The sequence below is a fragment of the Bradyrhizobium sp. CCBAU 51753 genome, from assembly GCF_015291565.1.
Lineage (GTDB): Bacteria > Pseudomonadota > Alphaproteobacteria > Rhizobiales > Xanthobacteraceae > Bradyrhizobium > Bradyrhizobium ivorense.
The window spans coordinates 7,593,721-7,607,787 of the sequence record NZ_CP030037.1 but is presented as its reverse complement, the minus strand read 5'-3'; the positions used below and the strand labels follow the sequence as shown (position 1 = coordinate 7,607,787).

15 protein-coding genes are annotated in these 14,067 nt (G+C 65.4%); 8 read left to right on the top strand and 7 right to left on the bottom strand.

Annotated elements, in window-relative coordinates:
• Positions 1–80 precede the first annotated feature (80 nt).
• The 3 genes from XH93_RS34810 to XH93_RS34800 form a co-directional block, all read right to left on the bottom strand.
• Entirely contained in the window at positions 81–293 is a 213-nt protein-coding gene (locus XH93_RS34810) for a toxin-antitoxin system HicB family antitoxin (protein WP_172626796.1), read from the bottom strand.
• Positions 286–1,278 carry an SPFH domain-containing protein gene (locus XH93_RS34805; RefSeq protein WP_194470938.1) on the bottom strand — a complete coding sequence of 331 codons (993 nt, stop codon included), beginning with the start codon at positions 1,276–1,278 and terminating at the stop codon, positions 286–288. The genes XH93_RS34810 and XH93_RS34805 overlap by 8 nt, the downstream gene beginning before the upstream one ends.
• 380 nt (positions 1,279–1,658) lie before the next feature.
• Positions 1,659–1,958: a hypothetical protein gene (locus XH93_RS34800; RefSeq protein ID WP_347339302.1), complete on the bottom strand. Its 300-nt coding sequence runs from the start codon at positions 1,956–1,958 to the stop codon at positions 1,659–1,661.
• 744 nt (positions 1,959–2,702) lie between these two features.
• Between XH93_RS34800 and XH93_RS41950 the strand changes: the two genes are divergently transcribed.
• Positions 2,703–2,957 (top strand): iron oxidase, encoded by a 255-nt coding sequence (locus XH93_RS41950; protein WP_210340419.1) that lies wholly within the window; start codon positions 2,703–2,705, stop codon positions 2,955–2,957.
• A gap of 170 nt (positions 2,958–3,127) precedes the next feature.
• On the opposite strand, the gene XH93_RS34790 is transcribed toward XH93_RS41950, so the two are convergent.
• Complete coding sequence (locus XH93_RS34790) at positions 3,128–4,570, bottom strand: short-chain fatty acyl-CoA regulator family protein (protein ID WP_194470936.1); 1,443 nt, start codon at positions 4,568–4,570, stop codon at positions 3,128–3,130.
• Between the two features lie 385 nt (positions 4,571–4,955).
• Between XH93_RS34790 and XH93_RS34785 the strand changes: the two genes are divergently transcribed.
• The 4 genes from XH93_RS34785 to XH93_RS34770 all read left to right on the top strand — a co-directional run bounded on the left by XH93_RS34785 (position 4,956) and on the right by XH93_RS34770 (position 8,494).
• The gene (locus tag XH93_RS34785) at positions 4,956–6,593 is read left to right on the top strand and encodes an isocitrate lyase (RefSeq protein WP_194470935.1); all 1,638 of its coding nucleotides are present in this window, start codon (positions 4,956–4,958) and stop codon (positions 6,591–6,593) included.
• A gap of 48 nt (positions 6,594–6,641) precedes the next feature.
• On the top strand, positions 6,642–6,851 hold the full coding sequence (locus XH93_RS34780; protein WP_139482122.1) for a hypothetical protein: 210 nt from the start codon (positions 6,642–6,644) through the stop codon (positions 6,849–6,851).
• A 299-nt stretch (positions 6,852–7,150) separates the two neighbouring features.
• Positions 7,151–7,729, top strand: coding sequence for a hypothetical protein (locus XH93_RS34775; protein ID WP_139864491.1), 579 nt, complete (start codon positions 7,151–7,153; stop codon positions 7,727–7,729).
• Positions 7,730–7,753: 24 nt separating this feature from the next.
• A complete protein-coding gene (locus XH93_RS34770) occupies positions 7,754–8,494 on the top strand; it encodes a hypothetical protein (protein WP_194470934.1) in 741 nt (246 codons plus the stop codon).
• Between the two features lie 26 nt (positions 8,495–8,520).
• Here XH93_RS34770 and XH93_RS34765 read toward each other — a convergent pair whose 3' ends face one another.
• Complete coding sequence (locus XH93_RS34765; protein ID WP_194470933.1) at positions 8,521–9,408, bottom strand: metallophosphoesterase; 888 nt, start codon at positions 9,406–9,408, stop codon at positions 8,521–8,523.
• 125 nt (positions 9,409–9,533) lie between these two features.
• Here XH93_RS34765 and XH93_RS34760 point away from each other — a divergent pair, with 125 nt between their 5' ends.
• The 3 genes from XH93_RS34760 to XH93_RS34750 all read left to right on the top strand — a co-directional run bounded on the left by XH93_RS34760 (position 9,534) and on the right by XH93_RS34750 (position 11,005).
• Positions 9,534–10,022, top strand: coding sequence for an NUDIX domain-containing protein (locus XH93_RS34760; protein WP_194470932.1), 489 nt, complete (start codon positions 9,534–9,536; stop codon positions 10,020–10,022).
• A 39-nt stretch (positions 10,023–10,061) separates the two neighbouring features.
• Positions 10,062–10,574, top strand: coding sequence for a GNAT family N-acetyltransferase (locus tag XH93_RS34755; protein WP_194470931.1), 513 nt, complete (start codon positions 10,062–10,064; stop codon positions 10,572–10,574).
• Positions 10,575–10,687: 113 nt separating this feature from the next.
• Positions 10,688–11,005, top strand: a complete 318-nt coding sequence (locus XH93_RS34750) for an EthD family reductase (protein WP_139482117.1) — start codon at positions 10,688–10,690, stop codon at positions 11,003–11,005.
• 142 nt (positions 11,006–11,147) lie between these two features.
• On the opposite strand, the gene XH93_RS34745 is transcribed toward XH93_RS34750, so the two are convergent.
• The gene (locus XH93_RS34745) at positions 11,148–13,535 is read right to left on the bottom strand and encodes a TonB-dependent receptor (RefSeq protein WP_194470930.1); all 2,388 of its coding nucleotides are present in this window, start codon (positions 13,533–13,535) and stop codon (positions 11,148–11,150) included.
• 108 nt (positions 13,536–13,643) lie between these two features.
• Positions 13,644–14,066: a DUF2946 family protein gene (locus XH93_RS34740; RefSeq protein WP_194470929.1), complete on the bottom strand. Its 423-nt coding sequence runs from the start codon at positions 14,064–14,066 to the stop codon at positions 13,644–13,646.
• Between the last annotated feature and the right edge of the window lies 1 nt (position 14,067).

The following is a 14,067-nucleotide window of genomic DNA, read 5'->3' as shown; positions in this document are numbered from 1 at the left end:
CTTTCGTTATTCTTGATGGGCGCGCGGAGACTGAGGCAGATCGCCGCTGTTTGCAAGGCACAGCCCCGCTCGCGCGCGGCTTAGCTGGACCCCTCTTTCGGCTCAGTTTCCCCCGCCTTCGGCGGCCAGGCTCCGCGGCGGATCAGCGCCTCGTGCAGCAGCTTTTCGATCTGCCCTTGCCGCGAGCGGAATTCCGCGGCGGCCAGCCGGTCGAGGATGTCGAGCAGCGGGCTGCCGAGCCTGAGCAGGATCGGCTCCTTGTCCGGCCCTTTGGGGCGGCCGCGCTTAGGCATACAGCGTTCCGGTGTTGACGACCGGCGTCGCGTCCTTGTCCGAGACCAGCACGACCAAGAGGTTCGACACCATCGCCGCCTTGCGCTCGGGATCGAGATCGATGTCGGTCTGCTCACGCAGCTTGTCGAGCGCTTCCTTGACGATGTCGACCGCGCCCGACACCACGAGCTTGCGCGCGGCGATCACCGCGCTCGCCTGCTGACGGCGCAACATCACCGGCGCGATCTCCGGCGCGTAGGCGAGGTGGTTGATCCAGGCCTCGTCGATGGTGACGCCGGCGACCGCGAGGCGCTCCCTCAGCTCGGCGATCAGCTCGTTGGTGACCTGATCGCCGCTCTCGCGCAGCGACAGCGTGCGCGCCGCGATCTGCGCGTGGCTGGCGCTGTCGTCGTGGCCGCTATGCGCGACGGCCTCGTCGAAATCATAGGGATGGCGGCCGGCGATGTGCCGCAGCGCCGACTCGGTCTGCGCGCCGACGAAGTCGGCATAGTCGTCGATCTGGAAGATCGCCTTGGCGCTGTTGTCGACCCGCCAGACCACGACCGCGCCGATCTCGATCGGGTTGCCGATCAGGTCGTTGACCTTCAGCTTGCCGCACTCATGGTAGCGGACGCGCTGCGAGACCTTTGCGACCTTGAACAGCGGCACGGTGGCGCGCAGGCCCGGCGCCGAGTCGGTGCCGGCATAGGCGCCGAACAGCGTCAGCACCGCGCTCTCGTTCGGCTGCAGCGAATAGATCGACGCGCCGAACAGCGCCGCGACGATGAGGCACAGCAGCGCGACGAACAGCGACCAGCCCGAGACGTGGACGCCGCCGTAGACATCCCGCGCGAATCCGCCATAGGCGATCCAGCCGGCCAGCAGGAAGAAGACGAAGGCGATCAGCAGCGCAACGTAGCCGCTGCCAACCAGAATCGCCGGGCGATCGTCGACCCGGACCCTGATCGTGGAGAGGCCTGAACCGGAATGATCTTGAATGGTCATGGGAGCAACCCCGATGCATCCAGCACAATTGCTGATATTTTTTGATATCAAAAAATAAGGGCGCGCGAAAGGGGTGGCTTGATGAACCTCGCCTATCGCCAGGATTCAGATGTAGAAACAATGACATGGCGTAGCGACTGGGAGGTCTCGCCTAAGGGACCGGTCGAGCCATCCATGACGGCACACCGGCGATTGCGTCTCGACCCCGGGGCCGCGAATTCTGGTTTGCTAGCCGTGGGCCTATTTCCAGACCTTCGCGAACACGATCAGCCCAAACCGTAGCGCATGATGGAGGCCGGGTTGGGCCGGCGCGCGCTGGAGGTGCACCTCTCGCGTCGGGTGGTGAATCGAGTCAGAGGCCAGCCTGATCTGATCGCGCTTTACTCGCGCTCGGCCAGCGCCAGTTCCAGCAGCGCGATCCGCTGCAGCGCGCCAACCTCGCGCTCGCCGTCGTTCGCGGTGCGCAGGATCGATTCCGCGATCAGGGTGATGTGCGAGGTGCTGACCGGATCGGGCAGCGTCGCGATCGAAGACTCCAGTGCCCGGGACATCAGGTCGATCACTTCGGGCGAAAAAGCAGCATCGGGAAAATTCTTCATCGTTCGGAGGTCGTGCATTGCGTTCTGCAACTGTCCGCGTCGACAACGCCGGATCCCACCTGCGAGTTCCGGTTCCGGCATCGCAGGTGGATCGGGGAACAAGGCCTGCCGCGCCCGCTGCCGATTTGCCCCTAGGGATAGGTCAAGCATGCGCGGCGAAAATATTTCTGTTTTCAGGAATGGCAACTCAGGTGTATGGTTTGCCCGTCTCACCCGATCGAGGGGCGCTTCGCGGTCGTCATGGTGTTGCGGTGAGATGCGGTGGACGCCGCGCGTGCGACTGACGAGAACGCGCGCGGCGGACGGTGAAGTCGTGCAGGCCTGACGCCCTAGTGGCAGGTGTCTTCTCGCAGGATGGAAATGCGTCTTGCGAGGGACGGTGACAAAAAAGCCCAGTCTCGCCGGGGAGAGCACGTATAAGCCGTAGCCCATCGCGCAGGGAAAGCCGGGTTGTTTCCGGTTTCACCTGTGGTCCTACCCCCGGTGCTTTTTTTGTTGCACCGGGCCCATGGGTGCAATCGGCACCCGGCTTTCCCTGCGCCCTCTGATCAAGAGAGGGCGAAACGAAGAGCAAAACTCGGACAAATCATGTCGCGAGAACGCGAAGCTGCACCCCACCCACAACTGTCATCGTCCGGCCTGGGCGCAATTGCGCCCATGGACCGGGCGATCCAGTACGCCGCGGCCTCTCGGCTCAAGCACTGCCGTCTCTGGAATACTGGATCACCCGCTTTCGCGGGTGATGACACCGAGTTAGTTGTTTGAGACGTGAATCAAACCAACAGTGGCGCAACATATCCAGGGACGACGCATGGGGTGAACACCATGGCCAAACGACAGGATCATTCGCGGCGCGCGTTCATTTGTGCCGCTGGGGCGGGACTGCCCGCAACGCTTCTACTTCGCGCCGCTTCCGCTTCCGACAAGATGACAAAACCGCAGGCCGAATATCAGGACGCGCCGAACGGCATCTATTCCTGCGGCCTGTGCACGCTGTTCGTCGCGCCCGACGGCTGCAAGGTGGTCGACGGCGCGATCAGCAAGGACGGCTGGTGCAAGGCGTTTGCGGCGGTGGATTGAGCGCACCCTCCCCTGCAGGGGGAGGGTCGTCTCGCATCGTCAGATGCGAGGCGGGGTGGGGTGACGGTCTCTCCGCCCGATCAGTGCCCGTGTTGAGAGACACCCCACCTCGTTTCGCATTGCGCTACGCTCCATGCGAACCGATCCTTCCCCTGCAGGGGAGGATAAGACTACAACTCCCGTGCGTTCGAGAACGCGAACGAGCTGACCCGCCGCGTGGTCTCGTCGAGGATCAGGCTGCGCGTGATCGGCGGCTCGGCGCGCTGGCTGCAGTTCTCGCGCTCGCAGAGCCGGCAGTTGACGCCGATCGGGGTGCCCTCGGCCTTCTCCAGATCCATGCCGGTGGCATAGACGAGCTTCGATGCATGGCGGATCTCGCAGCCCAGACCGATCGCAAAGCGCGGCTGCGGCTGCGGGTAGGGCGCCACCGGCCGCCGCACCATCTGCGCGATCGAGAAATAGCGCGTGCCGTCGGGCAATTCGATCACCTGGCTGAGCAGGCGGTCCGGCATGTCGAAGGTCGAGTGCACGTTCCAGAGCGGGCAGGTGCCGCCGAATTTCGAGAACGGGAAGGTGCCGGACGAGAATCGCTTGGAGACGTTGCCGGCGTTGTCGACCCGCAGCATGAAGAACGGCACGCCGCGCGCATTCGGCCGCTGCAAGGTGGTGAGGCGGTGACAGACCTGCTCGAAGCCGGCGTTGAAGCGCTGCGCCAGCACGTGGACATCGTAGCTCAGCGCCTCGGCGGCGGAATGAAATGCCTGGTAGGGCATCATCGCGGCCGCCGCGAAATAATTCGCGAGCGTGATGCGGTACAGCCTGCGCGCGGTGTCGTCGAGCGGGCCGGCGCGGCCGACGATGGCATCGATGCTGGCGCCGCATTCGGCAAAGCCGATCTGCAGCGCGAGCTGAAAGCTGCGGCCGGAACTGTCGACCAGCTCCGAGATCAACAGCTGCCGGCGGTGGCGGTCGAAGCGCCGCAGCGTCTCGCGCATCACGTCGACCGGCATCACCCGGGTGACGATCGAATGCTTCTCCCGCAAGCGCGTGGCAAGCGCAGCGTAAAGCCCCTCGGCCGGCACGTTGAGCTCGTCGCGCAAATTTTCCGCCGCGGTATCGAGCTCCGGAAAGTAGTTGCGATTGGCTTCGATCAGATCGCGCACCCGCTCGATCGGGTTGGCCTCGAACTGGGTGCCCTCGCGGTCGGCCATCTGCGCCGCCACCAGCGTTTCGCCGCGGCGCGCCTCGGTGTAGGCGGCGTAGAGCCGCTGCAGCGCGTGGGTGACGCCGGGGCAGAGCTCGGCGAGGTCGCGCAGTTCCTGCTTCGGCAGGTCGATCTGGCGGAACAGCGGATCGGAGAAGATCTCGTTCAGTTCCGCGAAGAAGCGGTCCTCGTCGGCGGTGGCAAGGTCGCGCAGATCGAGATCGTAGGTCTCGGCCAGCCGCAGCAGGATCTGCGCCGTCACCGGGCGCTGGTTGCGCTCGATCAGATTGACGTAGGACGGCGAGATGCCGAGCCCCTCGGCAATCTGGGTCTGCGACAACCCGAGCTGCTGGCGGATCCGCCGGAACCGCGGCCCGACGAAGAGCTTTTTTCCGGACTCAGCGGGCATGGGGAACTCCCGAGGTGCTCTCCCTCTCCCCGTTCTTACGGGGAGAGGGTTGGGGTGAGGGGCTCTCTCCACGGCGGGACTCGCGGAGAGTCCCCCTCACCCGCCGCGCTTCCGACGATGCTTCGCATCGCTCGGCGCGCGTCGGCCTCTCCCCCCGCGCGGGGAGAGCCGAAGAGAAACCGCCTCCAGAACCACGAACCATGGCAGTCTTCCTGACCTATATCGTGACAAAATTTACAAATCGACATTTGTTACAAGTGCATATGTTACATGACATCACCAATAAAAAACAAGGCATCTATACGTATTTGGTTTTCTCGCGTTTATCTCCCGACACGCATTTCGCAACGCACTGTCAAGAATGTCGATCGGAAGGATCAAGCACATGAATTACCAGCCACGCGGACTCAGCGACCGGGCACTGCAGGGACCGGCGTCCTATCTGAAAGAGGTCGAAGCCGCCAAGGCGCTGCTCGAGACCCAGCCGACGTGGAATGGCGTCACTGCCGAAGCCGTGGCGCGGATGCGGCTGCAGAACCGCTTCAAGACCGGCCTCGATGTTGCCCGCTACACCGCGGCGCTGATGCGCGCCGACATGGCGGCCTATGATGCCGATCCGACCAAGTACACCCAGTCGCTGGGCTGCTGGCACGGCTTCATCGCGCAGCAGAAGCTGATCTCGGTCAAGAAGCATTTTGGCAAGACCGATCGCCGCTATCTGTATCTGTCCGGCTGGATGATCGCCGCGCTGCGCTCCGAGTTCGGGCCGCTGCCGGATCAGTCGATGCACGAGAAGACCTCGGTGCCGGCGCTGATCGAGGAGCTTTATACCTTCCTGCGGCAGGCCGACTCCCGCGAGCTCAACGACATCTTCCGCGCGCTCGACGCCGCCCGCAAGGCCGGCGACCAGGCCAAGGAGAAGGCGCTGATCGAGAAGATCGACAGCTTCCAGACCCACGTCGTGCCGGTGATCGCCGACATCGACGCCGGCTTCGGCAATGCCGAGGCGACCTACCTGCTCGCCAAGAAGATGATCGAGGCGGGCGCGTGCGCGCTGCAGATCGAGAACCAGGTGTCCGACGAGAAGCAGTGCGGCCACCAGGACGGCAAGGTGACGGTGCCGCACGAGGTCTTCCTGGCGAAGATCCGCGCCTGCCGCCACGCCTTCCTCGAGCTCGGCGTCGAAGACGGCATCGTCGTGACCCGCACCGACTCGCTCGGCGCCGGCCTCACCCAGCAGATCGCGGTCAGCCACAAGCCGGGCGACATCGGTGATCAGTACAACAGCTTCCTCGATTGCGAGGAAGTGACGGCGGAGAACGCCCGCAACGGCGACGTCATCATCAACCAGAACGGCAAAATGATGCGTCCGAAGCGGCTGGCCAGCAACCTCTACCAGTTCCGTCCCGGCACGGGAGCGGATCGCTGCGTGCTCGACTGCATCACCTCGCTGCAGAACGGCGCGGACCTGCTGTGGATCGAGACCGAGAAGCCGCATATCGAGCAGATCGCCTCGATGGTCGACCGCATCCGCAAGGTCGTGCCGAACGCCAAGCTCGCCTACAACAACTCGCCGTCGTTCAACTGGACGCTCAACTTCCGTTGGCAGGTCTACGACGCGATGAAGGAAGCCGGCAAGGATGTCAGCCAGTACAACCGCGCCGACCTGATGAAGCCGGAATACGACGAGACGCCGCTGGCGATCGAAGCCGACGAGCGCATCCGGACCTTCCAGGCGGATTCGGCCAAGCGCGCCGGCATCTTCCACCACCTGATCACGCTGCCGACCTACCACACGGCGGCGCTGTCGACCGACAACCTGGCGCGGGAGTACTTCGGCGAGCAGGGCATGCTCGGCTATGTGAAGAACGTGCAGCGTCAGGAGATCCGTCAGGGCATCGCCTGCGTCAAGCATCAGAACATGGCGGGCTCCGACATCGGCGACGATCACAAGGAATACTTCGCCGGCGAGGCCGCGCTGAAGGCGGGCGGCGCCCACAACACGATGAACCAGTTCGGCTAACTTTTTTCAGGCGGCTGAGTGAGGTCGGCCGGCAACAGGAGACTGACAATGACCAAAGGCAGCAATTTCTGGGTGATCGGCGGCGAGTTCGGCTCGATGAACTTCCACAAGCTCGTGGAAGGCTCGGCCCAGGTCAAAGGCCCGTTCAAGACCCGCAAGGAAGCCGAGGACTGCTGGCGCGAGGTCTCTGAAGAGAACCGCCACAAGGCCGGCGTCCGCTTCTCCATCGTCGAGGAGCCGTCGCGGGTCTCGGCCTGAGACAGTTGCCTTCGAGCATGATCCGGAAAAGTGGGAACCGGTTTTCCGAAAGGGATCATGCTCAAACAAGAGATAGATCGTGATGCGAAAAGCATCACGATCGGATCAAGAAACGTCCAAGGACGGCGGCCCCATCCGGTTTCATCCGGGTGGGGTCGTCCGTTTTTGGAACAACGTTTCGGCGTTTTTGCGCTGGGGATAAGTGGCCGCGCAACCCCTTGGGAACCAACCGCCTTTGCGGACGTCATGGTTGCTGATAGGTTAACGGCAGGGAAAACCGCAACCTGAGGCCGCCAGCGATGTCCGATCCGCAGAACACCGGCAGTGAGGCGCGCGAATTGCGGCCGACGCTGCGCGAGGCGCTGCGGCGGGCCCGGATCGAGGCCGCCGACCGCACCGGCGTCGTGGTCGAGCTGCGCGATGCCGAGGTGGCGCGGCTCGAGATCCTCAACGAGGCGCTGGATCCGCTGTTTGCCCAGGTGCCGGAGAAGGTCGACCTGTTCGACCGCGGCATCAGCCAGGGCGAGACGCCGCGGCTGTGGATCGACGTCGTCGCGCACGTGCTGATGGGCCGCGACAAGCGCATCTACCGTTTCGTGCAGGACACGCGGTTCGGCCGCATCGTGCTCGCCGAATCGCACGACGCCTCCGTGATGGTCGACGCCGTCACCGACTATGTCGCGCGCCGGATGATCGAGCGCGAGCATGCGATGGTGGCGACACCGCTGCCCGCCGTCGAGCCGCTCGGGCCGCCGCCGCCGGTTCTGGTGGCGACGCCGCGGCGCCGCGGCGGCTTCGGCATGTTCGTGTTCGGCTTCCTGATGGGCGCGGTGGCGCTGTTCGGTCTCGCGCTGTTTGCCAGCCTGAGAAATCTTTAAGCCGCCGATGCGGCGGGGGGCATCGTGGTCGTAACACCGGTGTCGGCGTTGATGGGCGTGGTGGCGGCCGCCGCGGTGATCGGCAGCGCCGTGCTGTTCGGCAAGTGGCAGACGCTGCGGCGCGCCGAATTCATCCGCACCTTCACCCTGCCGCAGGGGCTATTGGCCCGGCTCGAGAAGCGCCATCCCGGCTTCACCCGCAAGGACAGCGCGCTGGTCTCGCGTGGCCTGCGCCAGTTCTTCCTCGCTTACCTCATGAGTGGCAAGCGCTACGTCTCGATGCCCTCGCAGGCCGCCGACGACCTCTGGCACGAATTCATTCTCTACACCCGCGAATATGATGCGTTCTGCCGCCGCGCCTTCGGCAGCTTCCTGCATCACACGCCGGCGGTGGTGCTGGTGAAGGAGCGGCGCCGGAGCAATGAGGGGCTGCGCCGGGTCTGGTGGTATTGCTGCAAATACGAGAACCTCGATCCTGTGCGGCCGACACGCCTGCCGCTGCTGTTCGCGCTCGACGCCAAGCTGAACATCCCGAACGGTTTTGTCTATCACCCCGACTGCGAGGCACTACGCCGCAGCGGCGCCGGCGGCAGCAGTCCCTATTGCGGCGGCGATTTCGCCGACTCATCGATCGACGGCTCGTCGGCCGGCTTCGGTGACGCCGGTAGCGATGGCAGCGGCGGCGATGGTGGCAGCGGAGACGGTGGCGGCGACGGCGGCGGCGGGGATGGCGGAGGTGGCTGCGGCGGTGGGGGCGGCGACTAGCGCATGCTCCGGAGCAGCCGTCGCATTCAGCACAGCCGCATCTGCTGCAGCTCGCGGATGCCGTCGTGACTATCGAAGCCGCGCACGGTGTGCTCGCAGCGCCAGCCATTGCCGTCGCGCTCGATCGAAAACAGATTGTAGGCCGCGGCCGGATAATGCTTGCGCGGCAGCGCCGAGGCCGACGGCACGCCGATCGCCGGGATCTTGCGCTCGGGGCCGTCGAACCACATCGTCGAATGGATGTGGTCGTGGCCGTGCAGCACCAGCTCGACGCCGTGCCGCTTGAGCAGCGCGAGCAGCTGGTGCGCATCGGTCAGCCGCTTGGCGCGACCGTCGGAGTGCAGCGGGTGATGCACCAGCAGCACGCGGAAGGCGTCCTCGCGGGACAGCTGCGCCAGGATCTTGTCCAGCTCGCCGAGCTGGGCATGGCCGAGCCAGCCGGTCGCCATCAGCGGCGGCGTCGGCACCGCCGAGGAGACGCCGATCAGCGCCATCGGCCCGCGCCGGCGCACGAACGGAAAATGCGTCGCCGCGCCATCAGTATCGCCGCGCAGATAGTCGCCGAACATGCCGACGAAGCGGTGCCGCGTCGCGCGCACATAGGCGTCATGATTGCCGGGAACCACGGTGACGTCGGCGGGCGGGCCGACGCCCTCCAGCCATTGCCGGGCCGGATTGAACTCGCCTTCCAGCGCGAGGTTGACAAGATCGCCGGTGACGGCGACATGGTCCGGCTGCTGCGCCTGCATGTCGGCCACCAGCGTGTCGAGCACGTCGCGGCGGTGGTACTTGTGGCGGTTGCGGGTCCAGTTGAGGTAGCCGAAGGCGCGCTTGCCGGCGAGATCGCGCAGCCGCGCCGCCGGCAATGGCGGCAGATGCGGGTCGGACAGATGCGCCAGCCGGAACGCCGCCATCATTCGCTTCCGTGTGAACTTTCCGTGACGAGTGGCCGGCAACCGGTCATGTGCTATCCCGAAAATCCGCCTCTGTATTGGCAAGACGCGGGCATCCGCGCAAGGATCAAACGCATGAGGGTTCAGTGACGCTCCTGCTGGAATTGCGCAAGCGCTTCGAGCCGCAGATCAGGTGGATTTTCCATTTCTACTGGCGGCTGGTCCGCAGCATGACGCTCGGCGTCCGCGGCGTCGTGCTCGACGCCGACAACAAGGTGTTTCTGGTCAAGCACAGCTATGTCCATGGCTGGTATCTGCCGGGCGGCGGCGTCGAGGTCGGCGAGAGCATTTTGGAGTCGCTGCGCCGCGAGCTGGTCGAGGAGGGCCGGATCGAACTGGTCGGCGAGCCGGTGCTGCACGGCGTCTTCTACAACAGCCACGTCTCGCGCCGCGACCATGTCGTGGTCTATGTGATCAGGAACTACCGCCAGGACCGGCTGCCGGAGCCGAACCACGAGATCGTGGCCTGCGGCTTCTTCGACCCGGCTGATCTGCCCGACGACACCACCCCCGGCACGCGGCTGCGGATCACCGAGGTGCTCGACGGCAGGCCGCCCACCGAGACGTGGCGGTGATGGACCCCGCGCGCATCAGATGCTATCCCGCGCTCCATCATGACTGAACTGTCCCTGACCATCCTGCCCGAGACCCCGAAAGACGCCCAGGCGATCGAGCGCCTGCACGAGCGCACCTTCGGGCCCGGCCGCTTCGTGCTCAGCGCCTACCGGCTGCGTGAGCATGTCGATCATCTGCTCGATGTCTCCTTCACGGCGCGGATCGGCACGCTGCTGGTCGGCTCGGTGCGCCAGCTGCCGATCCTGATCGGCGAGACGCCGGCCCTGATGCTCGGGCCGCTGACCGTCGAGCCGCCGTTCCGCAGCCGCGGCGTCGGCCGCGCGCTGCTCGAGCGTGCGATCGCCGGCGCCCGCGCCAAGGGCCATCGGCTGATCGTGCTGGTCGGCGACGAGCCCTACTATTCGCGCGTCGGCTTCAAGCTGATTCCGAAGGGGCAGGTCACCATGCCCGGCCCGGTCGATCCCAGTCGTCTGCTTGTCATGGAACTGGCAGATGGCGCCTTCGAGGGCGTCTCCGGGCCGATCCAGCCGGATTGGAGCAAGGCGATCTGACCTGCACGCGAGCGCCGCCGGAACGGTTGCGCCGTTGCACGATCTGACGCACAGTTGAGCGAAGCGCCGGGACCAGACCGGCGCAATTCATGTCAACAGGGAGAGTGCGCGCCATGATCAAAGTCAGTGTGATGTATCCGAACAACCCCGGCGCGCGCTTCGATCATGACTATTATCGCGACAAGCACATGCCGCTGGTGAAGGCGCGGCTGGGCGACGCCTGCAAATATTACACGATCGACAAGGGTCTTGCCGGCGGTGCGCCGGGCGCACCCGCGACCTATGTCGGGATGTGCCACATCTTCTGCGACACGGTCGAGGCGTTCGCCGCCGGCATGGGGCAGCATGGCAAGGAGATCCTGGCCGACATCCCGAACTACACCGATCAGCAGCCGGTGATCCAGATCAGCGAAGTCGTCGTCGGCCACTGATCACGCTTCGCAGCCCGGATGAAGCGAAGCGAAATCCGGGATTCTGGACGTGTGGCACAACGCCCCCGGATTGCGCTTCGCTGCATCCGGGCTACGCGAATGTAACTCCCTCTGCCGCTGACGGCAGAGGGATTTGCTTGGCTCAGAACTTCAGATTGGCGAACGCGCGCACGCCGAGGCCCGGCATCAGTACCTCGTCCTTGGTGTAGGAGACGGAGTTGCGGATGTTCTGGTTGAGCAGATTGTTGCCGACCAGGCCGATCGTCATCTCCTTCGCGCCGATCCATGACGACGTCAGCTTGGTGTTGTAGGTGACCTCCGCGTTCAAGAGATTGTAGCCCGCGGTCGGGGTCTCGCCGATCACGGCGATGTCGTTCTGCGCGAAGGCGTGCACCAGATTGATGCGGGTGAGCCAGTTGCTGTCGCGCCAGTAGACGCCGCCGCCGAGCCGCACCGGCGGAATCCGCGGCACGTTGCTGCCGTCCGTGAAGGTGGCGCGCACCACGTCGAACTGGTTCTCGATGCCCCAGATGCCGCCGTTCAGCGGGCCGATGTCGAGCTGGCTCTGGAACTCGGCGCCGCGGAAGATCGCGTCGCGCTGCGAGTAGCGCGCTTGGTTCAGTTCGAGGCCGGGGCCCAGCTGGCACGCGCTCTCGTCACATGTGTTGCCCGTCAGCCGGCGGAATATGAAGCCGTCGAACCTGGTGTAGTAACCGGTGAGCTCGAACCGCAGCGGTCCGGTCGCCCGCCGTAGGCCGATCTCGATCGATTTGGCGGTTTCGATGCCGAGATTGGGATTGCCGATGTCGAAGGTGGCGGTCGCATCGTGGGGGCCGCGCGAAAAGAGCTCGGCCGGTTTCGGCGCACGTTCGACGTATTGAGCGGTCGCGCTTGCTACCAGATCCCACGGCAGATTCTGGATCAAGCCGAGGCTGCCGCTCTTGGGCGTGAAATTCGGATTTTGCGCTGTAGCTGGACCGATGCTTGCGGGATCGGTGGCCACGTCGAATATGGGGGGAATGAAAGCCGGAGTTGTGCCGGAGAGATCGATATGTTCGATCCGCCCCGCAATCTGTGCCTTGGTGGTGTCGGTGAACTTTAGCTCGTTGAATACGTAACCAGCGACCCTGTTGTTCTTGTTGGGGTCCCATAATCCGTTGAGCGGGCTCGTCGGATCGTCAGGGCTCGGCGCGGTCAGTTCCTGGTGCCCGGCTTGCAGACCAAATGCCGTCGTCACGGTGGCGAAGCGCGCGTTGAACGGCATCATCTGCACCTCGACGCGGGCCTCCTGCTCCTTGTTGGTGAAGGTCTGCCGTACGCCGTCGCTGGATGAGTCGGCCGGATCGGCAAGGCCGAGCTCGTTGTGGCGATAGTCGGTCGCACCGAGCCAGAACCGCACTGCGTCGATCGCGGCCGCGTCGGGCCGGTATTCGCCCTTGACGGCGATCTTGGTCTGGTGCGCGTCGATCCGGGTCTGGTGATCGGCGCCGTCAATGCCGGGGATATGGTAGAGCGAGTCGTTCTGGGTGATCGATGCGCCGATATAGCCGCCCTGGAAGAAATACGATGCGCCGACCGACGCGCCGTCGGACTGCGTCGCAGAGTTCGGCTGGCGGCCGTTCACCGGCCGGGTCTGGTCGAACAGATACGGATAGCTCGGGATGCTGTAGTCGCTGGTCGTGCGGCCATAGACGTCGGCATGCACGGCGACATTGTTGCCGCCGGCGTCCAGCAGCATGCCGCCCTCGACGCCGCGATTGACCGAGCTGACCGAGGTGCGGGTCTCGACGTTGAGGCAACCGGGCGAGCCGACGTCGGCGAGCGGCGCCTTTGCCGGAAGCCCATAGGTTTGGAACGGCGCGGCCGTGCAGGTCGGCATCGCATCGGGAATGCGGTTGTTGGTGGCGCTGACCACGCCGCCGATCGAGGTCGAGCCGTAGCGCAGCGCGGCAGGTCCCCGCACCACCTCGACCTGGTTGGTCGACAGCGGATCGATCGGCACGAAATGATCTTCGCCGAGATCGGAGGCGCCGCCGCCGCCGAGGCCATTCTCGACAATGCCGACGCGGTTGACGTCGAGGCCGCGGATGATCGGCCGGCTGGAGGCGCCGGGCGCAAAACTCGAGCCGGTGATGCCGGGCTTGGAAAACAGCAGATCGCCGAGCGTGGCGCCGCCCTCGCGCCGCAGCTCCTCGTTCGGCACCACGGTGACGGTGGCGAACTGGTCGGTGACCACGGGCAGCACGCCCTGCTGGGGGGCGGGAGCGGCAGCAACAGCCGGCGCCGGCTGCGCCGCGGGCGCGCGTTCGCGGTTGCGGCTCGGCGCGGCGCGGACCGCGCGGGTCGGCGTGCGCGTCGTCACGGTCCGGTGCCGCTGGATCGGGCTCGGCGCCGTCACGGTGATGTCAGGCAGTTGCGTCGGCGTTGATGCCGATGGCGTGTCGTCGGCGATCGCGCCGTGGCTTGCCGCGCACAGCAGGAGCCAGCTCGCTCCGCCGATGGTGAGTGTTCGTCGTCCCTGGAATGTCATTGGTCCCGATCCTGATCCCGTCGACCGATGCGACGGATCGACTTCGATTTCCCTTCGCCGACGCCCGGATTGAGGGCGTGAAGGCGCGAGGGCACGGCGGTCAGTCGATCAGGACAGCGGAGGCGCGCGGGAGCGGAATGCCGCGGGCGCGGATTTCAGGTGAAGGAATTCGGCATCGGTGGTGCGGTGGAGAAACTCCACCGCTTCCGGCAACAGCAGCACCGGCGGGGTCGCGGCCAGAAGGTTGCCGGCCAGCGAGATGATGGCGCAGATCGCGCAAGTGTCGGCCGGCTGCGGGTCATTGTCGGGGTGGGCTGGCGGCTGCTTCTGGACCACCTGGATGGCGAGGTCCGGCGTCGCCGAGGTGCCGAGAAAGGCGAAGTCGAGCTGCGACAGCCCGGTTTGCAGCGCCGGAGCCGCCTGCGCGGCCGCAATCGGGTGGAAATGGCCGAACGACAGCACGAACTGGACGGCGAGCGCGAACAGCGCCAGCCGCGAGCCAGTTTTGATGTGCCGCCGAAACCACTTCATG

Bases quoted from the DNA above. Each gene is read 5' to 3' on its own strand.
- XH93_RS34755 (WP_194470931.1), top strand. From the start codon at position 10,062: ATGACTGAACTGTCCCTGACCATCCTGCCCGAGACCCCGAAAGACGCC.
- XH93_RS41950 (WP_210340419.1), top strand. From the start codon at position 2,703: ATGGCCAAACGACAGGATCATTCGCGGCGCGCGTTCATTTGTGCCGCT.
- XH93_RS34800 (WP_347339302.1), bottom strand. From the start codon at position 1,958: ATGCCGGAACCGGAACTCGCAGGTGGGATCCGGCGTTGTCGACGCGGA.
- XH93_RS34805 (WP_194470938.1), bottom strand. From the start codon at position 1,278: ATGACCATTCAAGATCATTCCGGTTCAGGCCTCTCCACGATCAGGGTC.
- XH93_RS34750 (WP_139482117.1), top strand. From the start codon at position 10,688: ATGATCAAAGTCAGTGTGATGTATCCGAACAACCCCGGCGCGCGCTTC.
- XH93_RS34740 (WP_194470929.1), bottom strand. From the start codon at position 14,066: ATGAAGTGGTTTCGGCGGCACATCAAAACTGGCTCGCGGCTGGCGCTG.
- XH93_RS34780 (WP_139482122.1), top strand. From the start codon at position 6,642: ATGACCAAAGGCAGCAATTTCTGGGTGATCGGCGGCGAGTTCGGCTCG.
- XH93_RS34775 (WP_139864491.1), top strand. From the start codon at position 7,151: ATGTCCGATCCGCAGAACACCGGCAGTGAGGCGCGCGAATTGCGGCCG.
- XH93_RS34765 (WP_194470933.1), bottom strand. From the start codon at position 9,408: ATGGCGGCGTTCCGGCTGGCGCATCTGTCCGACCCGCATCTGCCGCCA.
- XH93_RS34785 (WP_194470935.1), top strand. From the start codon at position 4,956: ATGAATTACCAGCCACGCGGACTCAGCGACCGGGCACTGCAGGGACCG.
- XH93_RS34790 (WP_194470936.1), bottom strand. From the start codon at position 4,570: ATGCCCGCTGAGTCCGGAAAAAAGCTCTTCGTCGGGCCGCGGTTCCGG.
- XH93_RS34745 (WP_194470930.1), bottom strand. From the start codon at position 13,535: ATGACATTCCAGGGACGACGAACACTCACCATCGGCGGAGCGAGCTGG.
- XH93_RS34810 (WP_172626796.1), bottom strand. From the start codon at position 293: ATGCCTAAGCGCGGCCGCCCCAAAGGGCCGGACAAGGAGCCGATCCTG.